Genomic DNA, 16,329 nt, shown 5'->3' on the forward strand with positions numbered 1-16,329 from the left:
CGAGAGTAGCGGCGACGTGGTCGCCGCCCAAGGCGAGCGACGCCGGAAATCTGACATCGTTAGAGTTGTGCGAATCGCGCGATATCGCGTGACTGCGCCGAGCGCTCTCCTCCGCGGCCATCTGGCTCACGCCGCGGCGGAGAGCAGCGGCGCCGGAGCCTGCGCGCCCTCGGCTCCGCCGCTAGACTCGCGTCATGATCGACGCCATCGCCACGCCCCCGAGCCCCCTGAACGAGCCCGTCCTCACGTACGCGCCTGGCAGCCCGGAGCGCGCGGCCCTCAAGGCGGAGCTCGACCGCCGGGCGCGGGAGACGATCGAGATCCCGATGGTCATCGACGGGGAGGCGATCCGGACCGGCGCGCTCGACGAGGTCCGCGCGCCGCACCGTCGCGACCTCCTCCTCGCCCGCGCCCATCAAGGCGGCGCCGAGCACGTCACGCGCGCGATCGAGGCCGCCCGGCGGGCGCACCCGGCCTGGTCGAGGACGCCGTGGACCGAGCGCGCCGCCGTGTTCCTCAAGGCCGCCGAGCTGCTCGCGACCCGGTACCGCCCCACGATCAACGCGGCGACGATGCTCGGGCAGAGCAAGACGGCGTACCAGGCGGAGATCGACTCGGCCTGCGAGCTCATCGACTTCTTCCGCTACAACGTCCACTTCGCGCACCGGATCGCGGCGGAGCAGCCGGCGAGCGCGCCCGGCATCTGGAACCTCGCGGAGCCTCGCCCGCTGGAGGGCTTCGTCTTCGCGGCGACGCCGTTCAACTTCACCGCGATCGCGGGCAACCTGTGCGCGGCCCCGGCGCTGATGGGCAACACGGTGGTCTGGAAGCCGTCCGCGAACGCGCTGTACTCCGCGCACTTCGTGATGGATCTGTTGATCGAGGCGGGCCTCCCGCGCGGCGTCATCAACCTCGTCATGGGCCCGCCCGAGCTCGTCTCGAACGCGTGCCTCGATCATCCGGACTTCGCCGGCATCCACTTCACCGGCTCGACCGCGGTCTTCCAGTCGATCTGGCGCCGCATCGGGGAGAACATCGGGCGCTACCGCAGCTACCCGCGGATCGTGGGCGAGACCGGCGGGAAGGACTTCGTCTTCGCGCACGCGAGCGCCGACGTCGACGCGCTCGCCGTGGCGCTCGTCCGGGGCGCCTACGAATTCCAGGGGCAGAAGTGCTCGGCCGCGTCGCGCGCGTACATCCCCCGCTCGCTCTGGCCGGCCCTCAAGGACCGGCTCGTGGGCCACATCCGGGCGATCCGCGTGGGGGACGTCGCCGACTTCCGCAACTTCATGGGCGCGGTGATCGACGAGCGAGCGCACGCCCGGCTCACGGGGCGGATCGCCGCGGCGAAGTCGGACGTGGCGTGCTCGATCGTGTGCGGCGGCGGCGCGCGCGCGCACGACGGGAGCGACGGCTGGTTCGTCGAGCCGACGCTGATCGAGACCACGGATCCGCGCCACCCGCTGATGGCGGAGGAGCTGTTCGGGCCGGTGCTCACGGTCTGGGTCTACCCCGACGGCGAGGAGCACAGGGCGCTCGCGCTCTGCGACGAGACGTCGCCGTATGGCCTGACCGGCGCCGTGTTCGCGCGGGATCGGGCGTTCATCGAGGCAGCGAGCGACGCGCTCCGCTTCGCCGCGGGCAATTTCTACATCAACGACAAGCCGACCGGCGCCGTCGTCGGGCAGCAGCCGTTCGGCGGCGCGCGCGCCTCCGGCACGAACGACAAGGCGGGCAGCCTGTTCAACCTGCTCCGCTGGGTCTCCCCGCGGGTCGTGAAGGAGACGTTCGCCCCGCCGCGCGCGGTCGCCTATCCGTTCATGGCGGCCGAGTAGGAAGCGCGCCCCGCGCCGGAGAGGGGGGCGGGCCTCGTCGATCAATCCTCCGGCGAGTAGTCGCAGACGCCACCCGCGAGATCGGCGCAGGACCGGTCCTCCTCCTCGTAACACTCGGCCGTGCGCTCGATGGCCGTGGCATAGGACGCGCGGTCGGACAGCTCGAGGCACAGGGCGACGCACGTGTCCTTTCCAGGGCTGTCGGTCTGGCACTCGGCGTTCTTGGTGCAGACCACCTCGCACGCGTCGATGTCCGACGAGCATCCAGGGGTGGGAGCGAAGAGCAGCAGGGCCAAGACGAGCGCGGGACGGGGCATGGCGAAAGCTCCAGCGGCCATCGGAGCACGCGGCCAAGCCGGCGGCGAGAGGCGAGCAGGGGGCGGCCGCGCGGCGCCGGCTCGCCCCTGCCCAGGATCCCTGCTGGAAGCGCGCGCCGCCAGAGGCGCATCGAGCTGGTGAGCCCCCCGCGAGCTCCGTGTTCCGCCCGAGTCGTCAAGCGCACCAACGAAGTTGGGGTCTCTTCTCAGGGAGTCATGCCCGGCGCCATTGCCATCCGACGCGCCAACCACCGAGCTCTACAGGCGGATCCGACCTCGGCCATTCGGCTGTGGAGCAGCACCCGGCCATTACGTATGCTCCAGATCTCCGCCCGTCAAAAGCGTGCGCTCCCATGGCGCGCAGGACGAGCAGAAGCGTAGGTGTATATTTCCCACGCCGCTACACCAGGAGTCGCTGTGGGATAGCAAACGTTGGAGGTGCCATGAAGTCGATGCATTTTCTGGGTTTCTTCGTGCTCAGCACGATCGCTGCGACCGCCGCAGGCTGCGGCGGAGACGACGAGGGCGACGGAGGCGGCGGCGGCGAGGGAGGAGCCGGAAGCACCGCGACGTCCTCCGCGACCACCGGCCCCGCCGCCGGCAGCACCTCCACGGGCTCAGGCGAGGTGGACGACGGGAACGACAGCCCCGAAGAAGCGGAGCCGATCCAACCCGAGGACGGTTGGCTCGAGGGGACGCTCGATCCGCTGGAAGAGGACGCTGACTACTACAGCTTCACCGGAGCCAAGGGGCAGCCGGTGTACATCCTGAGCGACGCGAGGCCTTCGGATGACGAGACGGATCCGACATACCCAGATACCGTCATCACGCTGCTCGACGCCGACGGGAACCAGCTCGCGCAGAACGACGACCCGGCACTGGGCTTCACCAATGACAGCGAGCTGCTCACCGTCCTGCCAGCAGACGGCGAGTACTTCATCGTCGTCCAGGATTGCAACGCCGCCTTCCCGCAGTACGCCTTCCCGAACGGCTGCTTCGACCCCGCCGAGGTCGTGAGCTTCGACTACGGGGTGGCGCTCCTCCCGCTCGATCCGGCGGAGAGCGATACCGACAGCCTCATCGGCGACATCGAGCCCAACAATGACGCCGATCAGGCCGTGCAGCTGCACTATGAGCTGAACAACGACGAGTCGGGCTACTTCACCACCTTCGCGTTCGGCAGCTTCGAGAACGCGACCGACGTCGACGTGTATTCGTTCACCCCGCCGGAGACCCCGGCGGTCGACAACGTCATCCTCGCCCAGCTGATCGCCGACCAGCCGACAGGGATCGAGGGCAACGGCTCGACGGTGAACGTCAGCGAGATCGCCGTGTTCGCTTCGACCGATCTGACCAACGCGTACGCGAAGGTGGACCCGACGAAGGGCGGCGATATCGCCCTCCCGGTGGAAGCCGGGCAAGAGTACTTCGTCTTCGTCAAGCGCCCTGCGGGAGAGGCAGGAAAGAACGACTTTTACATCCTGCTGCACAACCGCATGAGCTCCGATCCCCTCGAGGCCGAGGAGGAGACCAACGGTGTCGTGGAGACGCCGGAAGGCGGCCTGGTCTCCTTCCCCAACGGGGGAGGCGGCGTCAGCTACGCGATCGAGGGCCAGCTCGCCGACGGAGAGACCGCCGACGTCGACATCTATGCGGTCCCCCTCGACGACGTGGAAGAGGGCTGGACGTTCTCGGTCGTCTGCGAAGCGCAGCGCAACGGGTCTGGGGTCCGCGAGCTCAGCGCCGAGGTGCTGAACGGAGACGGCACATCGATCGACGCCGCCACCTACTCGGCCACGGAGACCGAGGACGAAAACCTGTACGTCGAGCGGGTCACGATCCCGGAGGCCCCAGCGGACAACCGGCTGCTCGTCAGGGTGTCGGCCGGAACGCCCGCCGCCGACGTGACGAGCCGAGGATACAACTGCCTCTTCGCCTACCTGCCGCCGGAGACCGAGTGAGGGTCTGAATCACCTCATGGCGTGAGCGCCCGTCCCCCGGGCGCTCGCCGCCGGGTGCTCCAGAGCACGCGGCGGCGGACCGCCCTCGAAGGCCGGCGCTGCGCGCTCCGTCGTCGGCACGCCGGGCGCGCAGATCGCCGGCGGCTCTCCCCGGGTCTCCCCGCTCCCCGTGGTATAGCCCGACCGACATGAAGGTCGGCACCACACCCGCGCGCTCAGGGCTCCTCTCGCTTCTCCTGCTCGTCGCCTGCAACGCTGGCCCCCAGACCGGCGGGGTCTCCTCGCCGGCCACGGCCGGCAGCGCCGCGCCGCAGGGGGCGACGTCGACGCCGGCGACGACCGCGCCGTCCGAGGCGCCGCCGCGCGCCGAGTTCGATCCCGTGGCGCAGGGGCTCACCGTGGAGGGCGTGAAGCAGCTCTGCGACGAGCACCTGCGCGCCGCGGAGGGGCACCTCGACGCGATCAGGGCGCTCCGGGGCGCGCCGCCGGAGAAGCTCACCTACGCCGCGACGCTCGGGCGGTTCGACGACGCCGCGCTCGAGGTGAACAGCGCGGGCGAGTTCCCGTACTTGATGGGGGTCGCGCACCCGGACGCGGCGGTGCGAGAGGCCGCGAGGCTCTGCGAGCCGAAGGTCGACAGGTTCACGACCGCGATGTGGCTGGACGCCGATCTCGCCGCCGTCATCGAGGCGTACGCCGAGAAAGGCGGCGCGCGCGAGGCGTTGAACGGTGAGCGCGCCCGGCTGCTCTCCGACGTCCTCCGCGACTTCCGCCGCAACGGGCTGTCGCTGCCGGTAGACCGACAGCAGCGCCTCCGCGACGTGAACGAGCAGATCACCCGCATCGGGCAGGAGTTCATGTCGAACCTGTCCGCGTCGACCGCATCGATCGAGATCGCGCCCGCCGCCCTCCAGGGGCTGCCCAAGGAGTACGTCGCGAAGCACGCGCCCAAGGCGAACGGCAAGGTCGAGATCACCACCGACTACCCCGACTTCTTCCCGTTCGTCACCTACGCCAAGGACCGCAAGGCCGCGCTCGATCTCTACGTCCTGTTCACCAACCGCGGCGGCGAGAAGAACGTGAAGCTCGTCGATCGCCTCCTCGCGCTCCGCTCCGAGAAGGCGAAGATGCTCGGCTACAAGAGCTGGGCGGACTACGCCATCGAGCCGCGGATGGCCAAGACGAGCGGCGCCGTGCGCGGCTTCCTTGACCAGGTCAGGACCGCGCTGAAAGAGCCCGCCAAGGCCGAGTTCTCCGCGCTGATGAAGGAGCACGTGCGGCTCGGAGGCAAGCCGACCGACAAGCTCCCCCCCTCCGATCGCTACTTCCTCGAGGATCGGGTCCGCGCGTCCACGTACCAGTTCGACTCGCAGGCGCTCTCGGATTACCTCGAGCTCGGCGCGGTGAAGCAGGGGCTCATGGACATCACCGCGAAGATGTACGCCCTCGAGTACAAGGAGGTCCCCGCGAAGGCGTGGCACCCCGACGTGACCGCGTACGAGGTGCGCTCCGAGGGCAAGCTGATCGGCAAGTTCTACCTCGACCTCTACAGCAGGCCCGACAAGTACAAACACGCGGCGATGTTCACCGTGCGGACCGCGAAGCTGCTCGACGACGGGTCGTGGCAGAGCCCCGTGGCGGCGCTCGAGTGCAACTTCCCGAAGCCGGGGGCGCAGCCGGCGCTGATGTCCCACGAGGACGTGGTGACGTTCTTCCACGAGTTCGGGCACGTGCTGCACCACCTCCTGACGCGCTCGGAGCTGGCCTCCTATTCAGGGACCGCGACGGTGCGCGACTTCGTCGAGGCGCCGAGCCAGATGTTCGAGGAGTGGGCGTGGTCGCGCGAGGTGCTCGATCCGTTCGCGAAGCACCACGCGACCGGCGAGAAGATCCCGGACGCTCTCTTCCAAGCGATGACCCGCGCGCGAGGCTTCGGTCGAGCGCTCGCGACGCAGCGGCAGCTCACCCTCGCGTCGATCGATCTGGAGCTCCACACCCGCGATCCGGGCTTCGACGCGACCGTGGTCGTGGAGCAGGCGCAGCGCGCGAACGAGTCCTTCGCCTTCGTGAAGGGGACGCACCTGCAGTCGAGCTTCGGGCACCTCATCACCTACGACGCGGGCTACTACGGCTACCAGTGGGCGCTGTCGCTCTCGCGCGACGTGCTCACCCGCTTCAAGCAGGAAGGCCTGCTGAACCCCGCCGTCGCGCGCGCCTTCCGCGACGAGGTGCTCGCGAAGGGCGGCGGTGTCGAGGCGGGAGCGCTCGTCACCCGCTTCCTCGGCCGCCCGCCGAGCCACGACGCGTACCTCGCTTACCTCCGGGGCAAGGAGTGAACGGGCCGGCCGCTGCGCGGACAGCGCTCGGAGGCGACAAGACGTGCGCCGAGCGCTCGACCGCGCAGCGGCGCAGGGTCCAGCCATCCCTGGCCGGACCCCTGACGGGAAAGCTCAGGGCTCGATCGCGACGCCGAGCTCCTCGCGCAAGGCGTGGTAGGCGTCCGAGACCGTGAACGAGAGGAGATCGCCGATCTTCTCCTCGGCCGTCAGCACGCCCGGCGCGTCCCCCCGCGAGAGCGACGACGCCGCCACCGAGAGATCGCCGGTCAGCAGATAGCCGACCCGGGCAGCGCACCGCTCGACCGATCCCACCCAGTGCGCGAGATCGAGCGGCGCGCGGATCTCGTAGAGCTCGAACACCGCGGCCTCCAGGGCGTCACGCTCGCTCTCCGTCAGGTGCTCGTCGAGGAGGGGCACCAGCGCGAGCACCGCGCCCTCGAGGTCGGCGGGGACGAGCTCCGACGGTCGCGCCACCTTCACTGCTGCGGCCAGACAGACGCCGAGCTCCTCGAGCGACGGGAAATGCAGCAGCAGCCGGTGCGGGCCGACGTGGTACGCGACGTGGCTGCCCACCAGGAACGCGAGCTCGGCCGCCGTCCTCCCGCGGAGCGCCTCGCCGCCGACGAGGACGCTCGGCTCCTCGACCGGCACCGCGGCGACCGCGATCGGCGCGTCCTTGCGGAGGTAGACCGCCGGCGCGGCGATCCCGAGACACCGGCTCGCCCACGAGAACAGGCGAACCACGCCCGCCGCGTTCCGCTCCGCGTCGGAGCGCGCGGCCGGATCGAGCTGGGGAACCCGCTTCTCCCGCGCGCGCTGGGCGAACCGCGCGCGGATCGCCGCGCCGGCGACCGACGCGAGGACCTCCTCGAGCGCGCGATCGCGATCGCCCGCGCGCAGGAGGTCCCACGTCGCGACGCTCAGCCCGCGCGCAGGCTGGACGAGGCCCGCCGGGCGGTGCTCCTCGAAGATGAAGCGCTCCCGCGCCTCGGCCGCGCCGAGGTAGACAGCCACGCTCGCGGCGGACCACGCCTGGTCGACCCACCTCAGCTTCTGGAACGTGTCGAACAGGTCGTGAAACACCTGGACGTTGCCGGGATCGAGCACCGCCGCGGCCTGGAGGTGCGCGGCGGCGCGCTCGAGCCGGCCGGCGGTCCGCGCGAGCGACGCCGCGCTGAGCCGCCCCGGGACGTCGTCCGGTCGCTCGTCCACCGCGCCCTCGAACGCCTCCAGCGCGGAGCTGGGATCCTCGAGGTGATCGCGGAAGAGCATGCCGAGGCGGCGGCAGAGCTCCCAGGTGACGTCGCTCCGGACGCGCAGGTCGGCGATGCGATGCGCCCGCTCGAGCATCCGCCGGTACGCGAGCTCGAGCTCGCCCCATTCCTGCCGCGCCGAGAGGAGGATCGCGATGAGAGAGAGCGGATCGAGGAACGTGGGATCTGCGTCCAGCGCGCGCTCGAGCAGCTCGATGCCGTCCCGCTCCCGCGTGACCTCGGTCAAGGTCGCGCGGGCCTCGCCCTGCATCGCGGTGCGCGCGAGCTCCAGGAGCGCGACCGCCCGCTCCCTGGGCTCCTCCATCCGCTCGATGAGGCAGCGGCGCGCCTCGATCGACGCCTCGACGTCGCCCGCGACCTGGTAGAGCCGGCCCAGGCCGCGCAAGACCGCGGGGTCGTCGGGGCGGAGCTCCCGCGCCCGCTCGAGGAGCTCCAGCGCGCGCGCCGGCTCCCCGGCGATGCTCTCCCAGCGCTCTGCGAACTGGACGAGGAGCACGAAGCGATCGCCGTCCCCCTCGACGCGCGTGAGCAGCCGCTCCTCCGCGATGCGCAGCCGGACGAAATCGCGCCCGGCGAGGTGGAGCTCCACCAGAGCTTCGAGCGCGGGCCGGTGCTCCGGCGCGAGCGCGAGCGCCTTGTCAAAGCTCTCGATCGCCTCGCGGTGCCGCTCCTGGCGCCACCTGGTCTGGGCGATGCGCAGATGCACCTCCGCGCGGGCGTCCCGGTGCGCGACGCCGACGAGCGCGAGCGCCTTCTTGTACGCCGTGAGCGCACCCTCCAGGTCCGCGGCGGCGGCGAGCATGTCGCCAGCCGCGAGGTACTGCGCGACCGGATCGTCCGGCGCCGGCGCCGGCGTGGTGGCGGCGTCCCGTTCGTCCGCGACGACCAGCTGCGCTGCCTCGCGCCTCTCCGCCGGGGGCGCGCCCGGGGCGCCGCCGCGCGGGACGAGCACCGAGAAGGAGCCACGCCCGCCCGTCCGCGCGAAGCACGGGATGGCGCTGGCGAGCTCGGCGTTCCCCTCCACGCGGCGGAAGATCGCCTCCGCGGTGAGGCCCCGCTCCGGCTCGGCCTCGTCGAGGTGCTCGACGAAGGCGCGGGTGAGCACCGACGGCAGATCCGCGTCGAGCGAGCCGATCGGGTGGGCCGCGACGAGGAGCTCGACCCCCGTCACGGAAGACGCCACCGCCTGCTCCGCGGCGGCGACGACGGCGCGCGAGGTCGCCCCGGGGCCGTGATGGCACTCCAGGACGAAGAGCACCTCGCCGCGCGCGCGATCGCGGAACACCGCGGCGATGTCGCCCAGCGCGTCGCCCAGGCCGGGGTTCTCGGGGTCGAGGCAGAGGAAGAGCTCCCCGTCCGGCGACAGCGCGACCGCGCTGGAGGCGTAGAAGAGGAACAGGGTGGATGCATCGTCGCGCGCGGCGTCCTCCGCGTCGACCAGGGTCCTCCGCGTCGCAACGACCTCGTCGAACAGCGCGTCGAGCTGCTCCGCGAGATCCCGGGCGGGATCGACGTCGATCACCCGGAAGCCCGCATCGTCCAGCGAGAGGCGGGCCCGGATCAGATCTCCGTCGAGCGAGCCGGGCGCCGGCCGCTGATCGCGGTGCAAGCTGGGCGTGGCGACGATGGCCAAGCGCATCAGGGCGCCCTCTTCTCGTTGCGTACGCGCATGCAGGCGAGCAATCTACCCAGGGCCGCGCCCGAAGCGAAGCGGGTTGGCACGCTGCGCCGCACCACGCCGCAGCGTGAGGTCCCCCGCACGAGAGATCAGCCGGCAGGGAACAGGCATGAGCGAAGGCAGGCGTCGTTGGTGGACGGAAGCACCCCGCAGCGCACGAGCAGCTCGCGCCGCGTCAGCCGCGTCAGCCGCGTCAGCCGCGTCAGCCGCGTCAATTGCGCTCGCGGCCGCCCTCGCGTCCGGCTGCGGGAGCGTGTGCGACGAGGCGACGGAGCACACCGAGGAGTGCGGCTTCCACGGCAGCGGCATCTCCGCCGAGGCGTCGTGCGACGGCCGCGTCCGGTGCGCGTCGGCGTGCGCGGCGGAGGCTCCCTGCGGCGCGTTCGATGGCACCGACGCGGCCGCGCTCGATCGGTACCAGCGCTGCCTCGAGGCTTGCTGAGCCCGCCGCGGCGCTCAGCGGGCGGCCCGGACGAGCGCGGCGCCGTCCGGCGGCCGGTCGTCGTCCGGGCCGAGGCACAGCAAGGACAGCTCCTTCCAGGGAGCGAGCCCCTCGCCACCGAGCGGCTCGAGGTGGACGAGGACGTCCTCCAGAATGCGACCGAAGCCGTAGACGTCATCGCGGGGATCGCTCGCCCGCCCGGCGAGCCGCTCCGGTGAGACGTACCCTGGGCTGCCGCCGGCGGACGGCGCGCCACGCGGCCTGGCCAGCCCGAAGTCGGTGAGCACGGGCTCGCCGAGGTTGCGCAGGAGCACGTTGGCCGGCTTCACGTCCGCGTGGACGTAGCCGCGCTCATGGATTCGGGCGAGCGCGCGCGCGAGCGGACGCGCCCACCGCGCGATCGGCGCGAGCGCCGCCGCGTCGCCGGCGCGGAGCACGTCTCTCACCGACCCCCGCGCGATCCACTCGAGCGCGATCCACCCCTCCTCGGGGTCCGCGTCGAAGACCCGCACGACGCCGGGGCCCCCGAGCGCCGCGGCGAGCCGCACCTCGCGGGTGAGGTGCGCCCGGTCGCCGCCCCGCCCGTGGTAGACCTTGAACCCGATGCGCCGGCCGAGCACCTCGTCCTCGGCCTCGTAGACCGCGCCGGCGCCGCCGCGCGCCACCTCCCGGAGCAGGCGGAACGGGCTCTTGCCCGCCGAGGGCGCGACCACGGTCGCGTCCTCCAGGCGGGCGACCGCGGCGGGCCGATCCGCGCCGAGCGCCGCCCGCCAGCGCTGGTGACGCTCGCGCGCGCCTGGCGCGCCGATCTCCCGGACGAGCACGCGCTCGATCGTGCCGACCGCGCGCGGGAGCTGCCCCAGCGAGGCGTAGAGATCGGCCGCGAGGACGAGGCCTTCGGTCGAGGACACCGGCTGCGCGCGCGACGCGCCCCCGCGCTCGCGCGACGCGGCGCCCTCCAGCACGGCGAGCGCGCCCTGCTCGTCGCCCCGGGCCGCGAGCAGATCCGCGCAGGCCACGCGGATCGGATCGGGCAGCACCCGCTCCTCCATCGCCGCGACGAGGTGCGCCACGGCCTCGGCCTCCCGGAGCGTCCCGCGCGCCCGCCGGAGCACGGCGATGACCTCGTCCGTCGAGGGCCCCTCCCGCGTGCCGGAGCTCCGCAGGCGCGCGATGTCGTCGCTTCCGCCTTCGCGCGACGCGCGCACATGCGCCTGGGGCCGCTCCGCTCGCGCAGGATGCGCGCTGCCCCCGACGTCCACCCCGCCCGGCCCGGCGCCGCCGCGCGCGTCCGCCGGCGCACCGCCGTCCGCCGCGGCGCCGCCGAGGCGCTCCTTGATCCGCCGCCACAGGCTCACGCCGCGCCGCCCTCGGCGCCGCCGCGCCGGATCGACGGAGCCTCGCCCGCGGGGGGTAGCCGGAAGACCGCCGCACCCCCGCGCGCCGAGGCGATCGCGTCGCCCGCGCAGAGCTCGACCGACGGCGCGAGCTGGTAGTCGCCGAGGAACGGCGGCGGCGCCCCCGGCGGCGTCTTCAGCGCGACGAACGCCGAGGCCCCCGCCCGATCGACGCGGATCCGCCAGGGACCGACCGGCAGATCGCCGAGCGGCGCCGTGAAGCGATCGCCCGCGATCTCCACCACGCACCCCTCCCCGGTCCGCGGCGTGATCGCGCACGGCACCTCCCCGCCCAGCAGGAGCTGCACGCCGCGGCCGACGGGCAGCGGCCCCGTGAGCCGCGCGCCCGCCAGCGTCGTGCCGTTGCGCGTCGCGAGATCCTCGACCTCGACGCCGGACGGGCCGCGCCGGATCCGCACGTGCGTCCTGCTGACGGCGCGGGACGCGACGACGATGGTCGCCTCGCCGCGACCGATCGTGACCTCGTCGCCGAGCGCGCACCGCAGGAGGGCGCCGCCGAGCTCGAGCGACAGGATCGGCCCCGAGAGGAGCCGCGCGCGGATCGCGCGCAGGGCGTCGGCCACCTGCTCGCCGCCGCGGTTCCCCGCGATCCAGGCCTCGGCCACCGCGATCGCCTCGCGGCGCTCCGCCATCCGGTCGAGATCCGCGATCGACCGCAGGACCGCGGCGAGCTCTCGCTGGTCCCTCTCGACGGTCATCGCGGAGCGGAGCCGCTCCTCGAGCCGCTCGATCGCGCCCGCCGCGGCCAGCACCCGCGTCTCCGACTCGGTGTCGCCCACCAAGGCGTACGCGTCGGCCGCGCGCTCGAGCTCGCCCGCCTCCTCGAGCTCGCGCGCGACCGCCAGCGCCTCGCTCCGCATCACGCTCGCACCCCGCGCGCGCACCAGATCGAACGCGAGCAGCGCCTTGCGCCCGAGCGCCGAGCGCTTGAGCTCCGGGCTCTCCGCCATGCGGGACGCCGACGCGCAGAAGGCGATCCGCTTCTCGACGCTGCGCTCGGCGTCCGCCCGGAGGAGGAGGACCCGGGCCGCGTCGTCCGGCATCCCGGCGTCGAGGTACAGCTCGACCGCCCCCGCGAGATCGCCGGCGAGCTCCTTGGCCTCGGCCGCCCTGCGTCGGCTGTCCCCCCGCCTGAGCCCGAACCACTCAAAGAGACTCACGCAGCGCCATCCTCGCCACCATCCGACATCCTACCCTTGATGCGCGCCGGCCCCAACCGCCAGCGTTGACTCCCTCCCTCGTCACCCGCAGGATTTGCGGCCTCGATGTCGACAACGAACCGCCTCGGCGAACTGCTCGTCCGCGAAAAGCTCATCAGCCTCCAGCAGCTCAGGCAAGCCCAAGAGGAGCAGCGCAAGACAGGTCAGAACCTCGGGTACGCGCTCGCCAAGCTCGGGTACATCTCCGACGGAGAGATCACGAGCTTCCTCTCGACGCAGTACCGCGTCCCGGCCGTCGCCCTCGACGAGTACGAGATCGACGCGGAGGTCTCGCGCCTCGTCTCGCGGGACGTCTGCGAGAAGCACAAGATCATCCCCATCTCCAGGTCGGGGACGGCGCTCGTCGTGGCGATGGCCGATCCGACGAACCTCCACGCGATCGACGACATCAAGTTCCTCACGGGCTTCAACGTGGAGCCCGTCGTCGCGTCCGAGACCGGCATCACGGAGGCGATCGAGCGCGCCTACAACGTCGGGCCCTCCTACGACGAGGTGCTGAGCGAGTTCGGGGAGGAGGAGGTCGGCTTCCAGGTCGAGGCCGACGACGTGAACGTCCTCGAGCTGGAGAAGGCCGCCGAGGGCGCGCCCGTGGTCCGGCTCGTCAACGCGATCCTCCTGAACGCCATCAAGAAGGGCGCGAGCGACATCCACGTCGAGCCGTACGAGAAGAAGCTCCGCGTGCGCTACCGCATCGACGGCGTGCTGATGGAGGAAATGCAGCCGCCGATCAAGCTGAAGAACGCGATCTCGAGCCGCCTCAAGATCATGAGCTCGCTCGACATCGCCGAGCGGAGGCTCCCGCAGGACGGCCGCATCAAGCTGAAGATGGGCAGGGGCCGGGAGATGGACTTCCGCGTCTCGGTGCTCCCGACGCTCTGGGGCGAGAAGATCGTCCTCCGTCTCCTCGACAAGTCGAACCTGCAGCTCGACATGGCGAAGCTCGGCTTCGATCCGAAGCCGCTCGCCGACTTCAAGTGGGCGATCGGCCAGCCGTGGGGCATGGTCCTCGTCACCGGCCCGACCGGCTCCGGCAAGACGACGACGCTCTACTCGGCGCTGTCGGAGCTCAACCAGATCGGCTCGAACATCAGCACCGCCGAGGACCCTGTCGAGTACAACCTGCACGGCATCAACCAGGTGCAGATGCACGACGACATCGGGCTGAACTTCGCGATGTCGCTGCGGTCGTTCCTCCGGCAGGACCCGGACATCATCATGGTCGGCGAGATCCGCGACTTCGAGACGGCCGAGATCGCCGTCAAGGCCGCGCTCACCGGCCACCTCGTGCTCTCGACGCTGCACACGAACGACGCGCCGTCGACGATCTCGCGCCTCCTCAACATGGGCGTGGAGCCGTTCCTCATCACCGCCAGCGTGAACCTCGTGCTGGCCCAGCGCCTCGCGCGCAAGATCTGCCCCGACTGCCGCGTCCCGCTGAAGGTCGACGCGAGGGTGCTCCTCGACTTCGGCTTCACCGAGCAGCAGGTGGCGCGCGCGGAGCTCGTCCGCGGCGCGGGCTGCAAGACCTGCAACGGCTCGGGCTACAAGGGCCGCGTCGCGCTCTACGAGGTCATGCGCTTCACCGACGCGCTGAAGGAGATGGTCCTCCAGGGCGCGTCCACGGCCGAGCTCAAGGCCGCCGCGATCAAGGGCGGGATGCTGACCCTCCGGATGAGCGGGATCGAGAAGGTGCTCGCGGGCGTCACCACGACCGAGGAGGTCGGCCGCGTGACGATGGGGGACTGAGCGCATGACCACCGAGCTCGTCGGACAGCAGGAAGGCCTCCGGTACACGCTCCAGCAGCTCCTCCGCGCGATGGTGGAGAAGGGCGCGAGCGACATGCACATCACGAGCGGCACGCCGCCGCTCCTGCGCATCGACGGCACGGTGGTGCCGCTGAAGCTCCCGCCGCTCATGCCGAGCGACACGAAGCAGCTCTGCTACTCGGTGCTGAGCGAGGAGCAGGTGGCGGCGTTCGAGCAGCGCAACGAGCTCGATCTCTCGTTCGGCATGAAGGGGCTCGCCCGCTTCCGCGCCAACATCTACATGCAGCGGGGCGCCGTCGCCGCCGCGTTCCGGCAGATCCCCTTCCGGATCATGAACTTCGACGAGCTGGGCCTGCCGCCGGTGGTGCTCGACATCACCGCCAAGCCCCGCGGCCTCGTGCTCGTGACGGGCCCGACGGGCTCGGGCAAGACGACCACGCTCGCGAGCATCATCGACAAGATCAACTCGGAGCAGCGGCTGCACATCCTCACGATCGAGGATCCGATCGAGTACCTGCACCCGCACAAGCTGTCGCTCGTGAACCAACGCGAGATCGGCTCCGACACCGCGTCGTTCAAGGACGCCCTGCGGTACGCCCTGCGCCAGGATCCGGACGTCGTGCTCGTCGGCGAGATGCGCGACCTCGAGACCGTCGAGTCGGCGCTGACGATCGCCGAGACCGGCCATCTCGTGTTCGCCACGCTCCACACGAACTCGGCGATCTCGACGATCAACCGCATCATCGACGTCTTCCCGCCGCACCAGCAGTCGCAGGTGCGCCAGCAGCTCTCGTTCACGCTCGTCGCCGTGATGACGCAGCTCCTCCTACCGCGCGCGAACGGCCCGGGGCGCGTCATGTCGATGGAGGTCATGATCCCGAACGCGGCGATCCGGAACCTCATCCGCGAGGACAAGCTCCACCAGATCTACTCGCAGATGCAGGTGGGCCAGGCGGGCAGCGGCATGCAGACGATGGCCCAGTCGCTCGTGTCCCTCTACCAGCGCCGGATGATCACGCTGGAGGAGGCGTTCGCGGCGGCCGCCGACGGCGAAGAGATCCGGGCGATGCTGGAGCCCCGTCAGGCGGTGAGCTCACGGAACAACGGCCCGAAGCAGCCTTGACCACAACGGCGCCCTGCCCTTCGGTTCACCCTGCACGCTCGACGCGCTTCGCGGCTCACGGCGCGGCGCGGCGGGAGGCGGGCGGACGGGCGCCGCTGGCATCCAGAAAATCGCAGTAAAATCGAGGCCTTGGAGAGGGGGCTCCACACTTTTTTGACATCTACCCAACCGTTCAGTAGGTTCCGCCCGATGCAGGGGCTCACCGAGCGACAACAGCAGGTGCTTCACTATATCCGGCAGTCGATCAGCGAGCGCGGGTACCCGCCGACGCTGCGCGAGATCGGCGCGCATATGGGGATTCGCTCGACGAACGGGGTGAACGATCACCTCCGGGCGCTCGAACGCAAGGGCTACCTCACGCGCGAGGACATGAAGTCGCGCGCGCTCCGCCCGCGCGATCTCGATGGCGCGGGCGCCGGCGGCGGCGCCGATCTCCGCGGCGCGCTCGTGAACGGTGGGAACGACGCCCCTGCGAACGACCAGGAGGACGACCTCGTCGAGATCGCGGTCGTCGGCCGGATCGCCGCGGGCCTGCCGATCCTCGCCGAGGAGCACGTCCTCGATACGGTCCGGATCGAGCGCACGCTCGTGCGCGGCGGGCGCGAGGTGTTCGGCCTACGCGTCACCGGCGACTCGATGATCGAGGCGGGCATCTTCAGCGGCGACTACATCTTCGTGCGCCGGCAGCTCACCGCGCAGCGCGGCGACATCGTGGTGGCGCTGATCGGCGACGAGGCGACCGTGAAATACTTCTTCCCCGAGAAGGACTACGTGCGTTTCCAGCCGGCGAACGCGGCGATGGCGCCGATCCTGGTCCGGGCGAGCGACTTCAAGCCCGCGATGCTCCTCGGCGTGGTCGTCGGCGTCTACCGGAAGCTCTGACCTTACCCTTCCCTTCCCCGAGCCGGTTGACGCGCGCCGAGCGGCCTTGATAGCGTCGCGACGGCCGGGCAGA

General features: G+C 71.4%; 11 protein-coding genes. 7 read left to right on the forward strand and 4 right to left on the reverse strand.

Annotated elements, in window-relative coordinates; translation table 11 throughout:
- The first annotated feature begins 194 nt into the window (after positions 1-194).
- Positions 195-1,835: an L-glutamate gamma-semialdehyde dehydrogenase gene (gene pruA, locus WME73_RS24990; protein ID WP_437917295.1), complete on the forward strand. Its 1,641-nt coding sequence runs from the start codon at positions 195-197 to the stop codon at positions 1,833-1,835.
- Between the two features lie 41 nt (positions 1,836-1,876).
- Here the strand turns inward: pruA and WME73_RS24995 are convergent, their stop codons facing one another.
- Positions 1,877-2,152 carry a hypothetical protein gene (locus WME73_RS24995; protein WP_437555147.1) on the reverse strand — a complete coding sequence of 92 codons (276 nt, stop codon included), beginning with the start codon at positions 2,150-2,152 and terminating at the stop codon, positions 1,877-1,879.
- A 443-nt stretch (positions 2,153-2,595) separates the two neighbouring features.
- Between WME73_RS24995 and WME73_RS25000 the strand changes: the two genes are divergently transcribed.
- A complete protein-coding gene (locus tag WME73_RS25000) occupies positions 2,596-4,113 on the forward strand; it encodes a PPC domain-containing protein (RefSeq protein ID WP_437917297.1) in 1,518 nt (505 codons plus the stop codon).
- Positions 4,114-4,301: 188 nt separating this feature from the next.
- Positions 4,302-6,449: a M3 family metallopeptidase gene (locus WME73_RS25005; protein WP_437917298.1), complete on the forward strand. Its 2,148-nt coding sequence runs from the start codon at positions 4,302-4,304 to the stop codon at positions 6,447-6,449.
- A gap of 114 nt (positions 6,450-6,563) precedes the next feature.
- Here WME73_RS25005 and WME73_RS25010 read toward each other — a convergent pair whose 3' ends face one another.
- The gene (locus WME73_RS25010; protein WP_437917299.1) at positions 6,564-9,365 is read right to left on the reverse strand and encodes a tetratricopeptide repeat protein; all 2,802 of its coding nucleotides are present in this window, start codon (positions 9,363-9,365) and stop codon (positions 6,564-6,566) included.
- A gap of 292 nt (positions 9,366-9,657) precedes the next feature.
- Between WME73_RS25010 and WME73_RS25015 the strand changes: the two genes are divergently transcribed.
- Positions 9,658-9,846, forward strand: coding sequence for a hypothetical protein (locus WME73_RS25015; protein WP_437747878.1), 189 nt, complete (start codon positions 9,658-9,660; stop codon positions 9,844-9,846).
- 14 nt (positions 9,847-9,860) lie between these two features.
- On the opposite strand, the gene WME73_RS25020 is transcribed toward WME73_RS25015, so the two are convergent.
- The gene (locus tag WME73_RS25020; RefSeq protein WP_437917300.1) at positions 9,861-11,204 is read right to left on the reverse strand and encodes a serine/threonine-protein kinase; all 1,344 of its coding nucleotides are present in this window, start codon (positions 11,202-11,204) and stop codon (positions 9,861-9,863) included.
- Complete coding sequence (locus WME73_RS25025) at positions 11,201-12,424, reverse strand: FHA domain-containing protein (RefSeq protein WP_437917301.1); 1,224 nt, start codon at positions 12,422-12,424, stop codon at positions 11,201-11,203. Before WME73_RS25025 ends, WME73_RS25020 begins: the two co-directional genes overlap by 4 nt.
- A gap of 105 nt (positions 12,425-12,529) precedes the next feature.
- Here WME73_RS25025 and pilB point away from each other — a divergent pair, with 105 nt between their 5' ends.
- The 3 genes from pilB to lexA all read left to right on the forward strand — a co-directional run bounded on the left by pilB (position 12,530) and on the right by lexA (position 16,256).
- Complete coding sequence (gene pilB, locus WME73_RS25030; protein ID WP_437747881.1) at positions 12,530-14,230, forward strand: type IV-A pilus assembly ATPase PilB; 1,701 nt, start codon at positions 12,530-12,532, stop codon at positions 14,228-14,230.
- 4 nt (positions 14,231-14,234) lie between these two features.
- Positions 14,235-15,374 carry a type IV pilus twitching motility protein PilT gene (locus tag WME73_RS25035; protein ID WP_437747882.1) on the forward strand — a complete coding sequence of 380 codons (1,140 nt, stop codon included), beginning with the start codon at positions 14,235-14,237 and terminating at the stop codon, positions 15,372-15,374.
- A gap of 189 nt (positions 15,375-15,563) precedes the next feature.
- Complete coding sequence (gene lexA / locus WME73_RS25040) at positions 15,564-16,256, forward strand: transcriptional repressor LexA (RefSeq protein ID WP_012237101.1); 693 nt, start codon at positions 15,564-15,566, stop codon at positions 16,254-16,256.
- The last annotated feature ends 73 nt before the right edge of the window (positions 16,257-16,329 follow it).

The sequence above is a fragment of the Sorangium sp. So ce302 genome (assembly GCF_051530145.1).
GTDB classification, from domain to species: domain Bacteria; phylum Myxococcota_A; class Polyangia; order Polyangiales; family Polyangiaceae; genus Sorangium; species Sorangium cellulosum_B.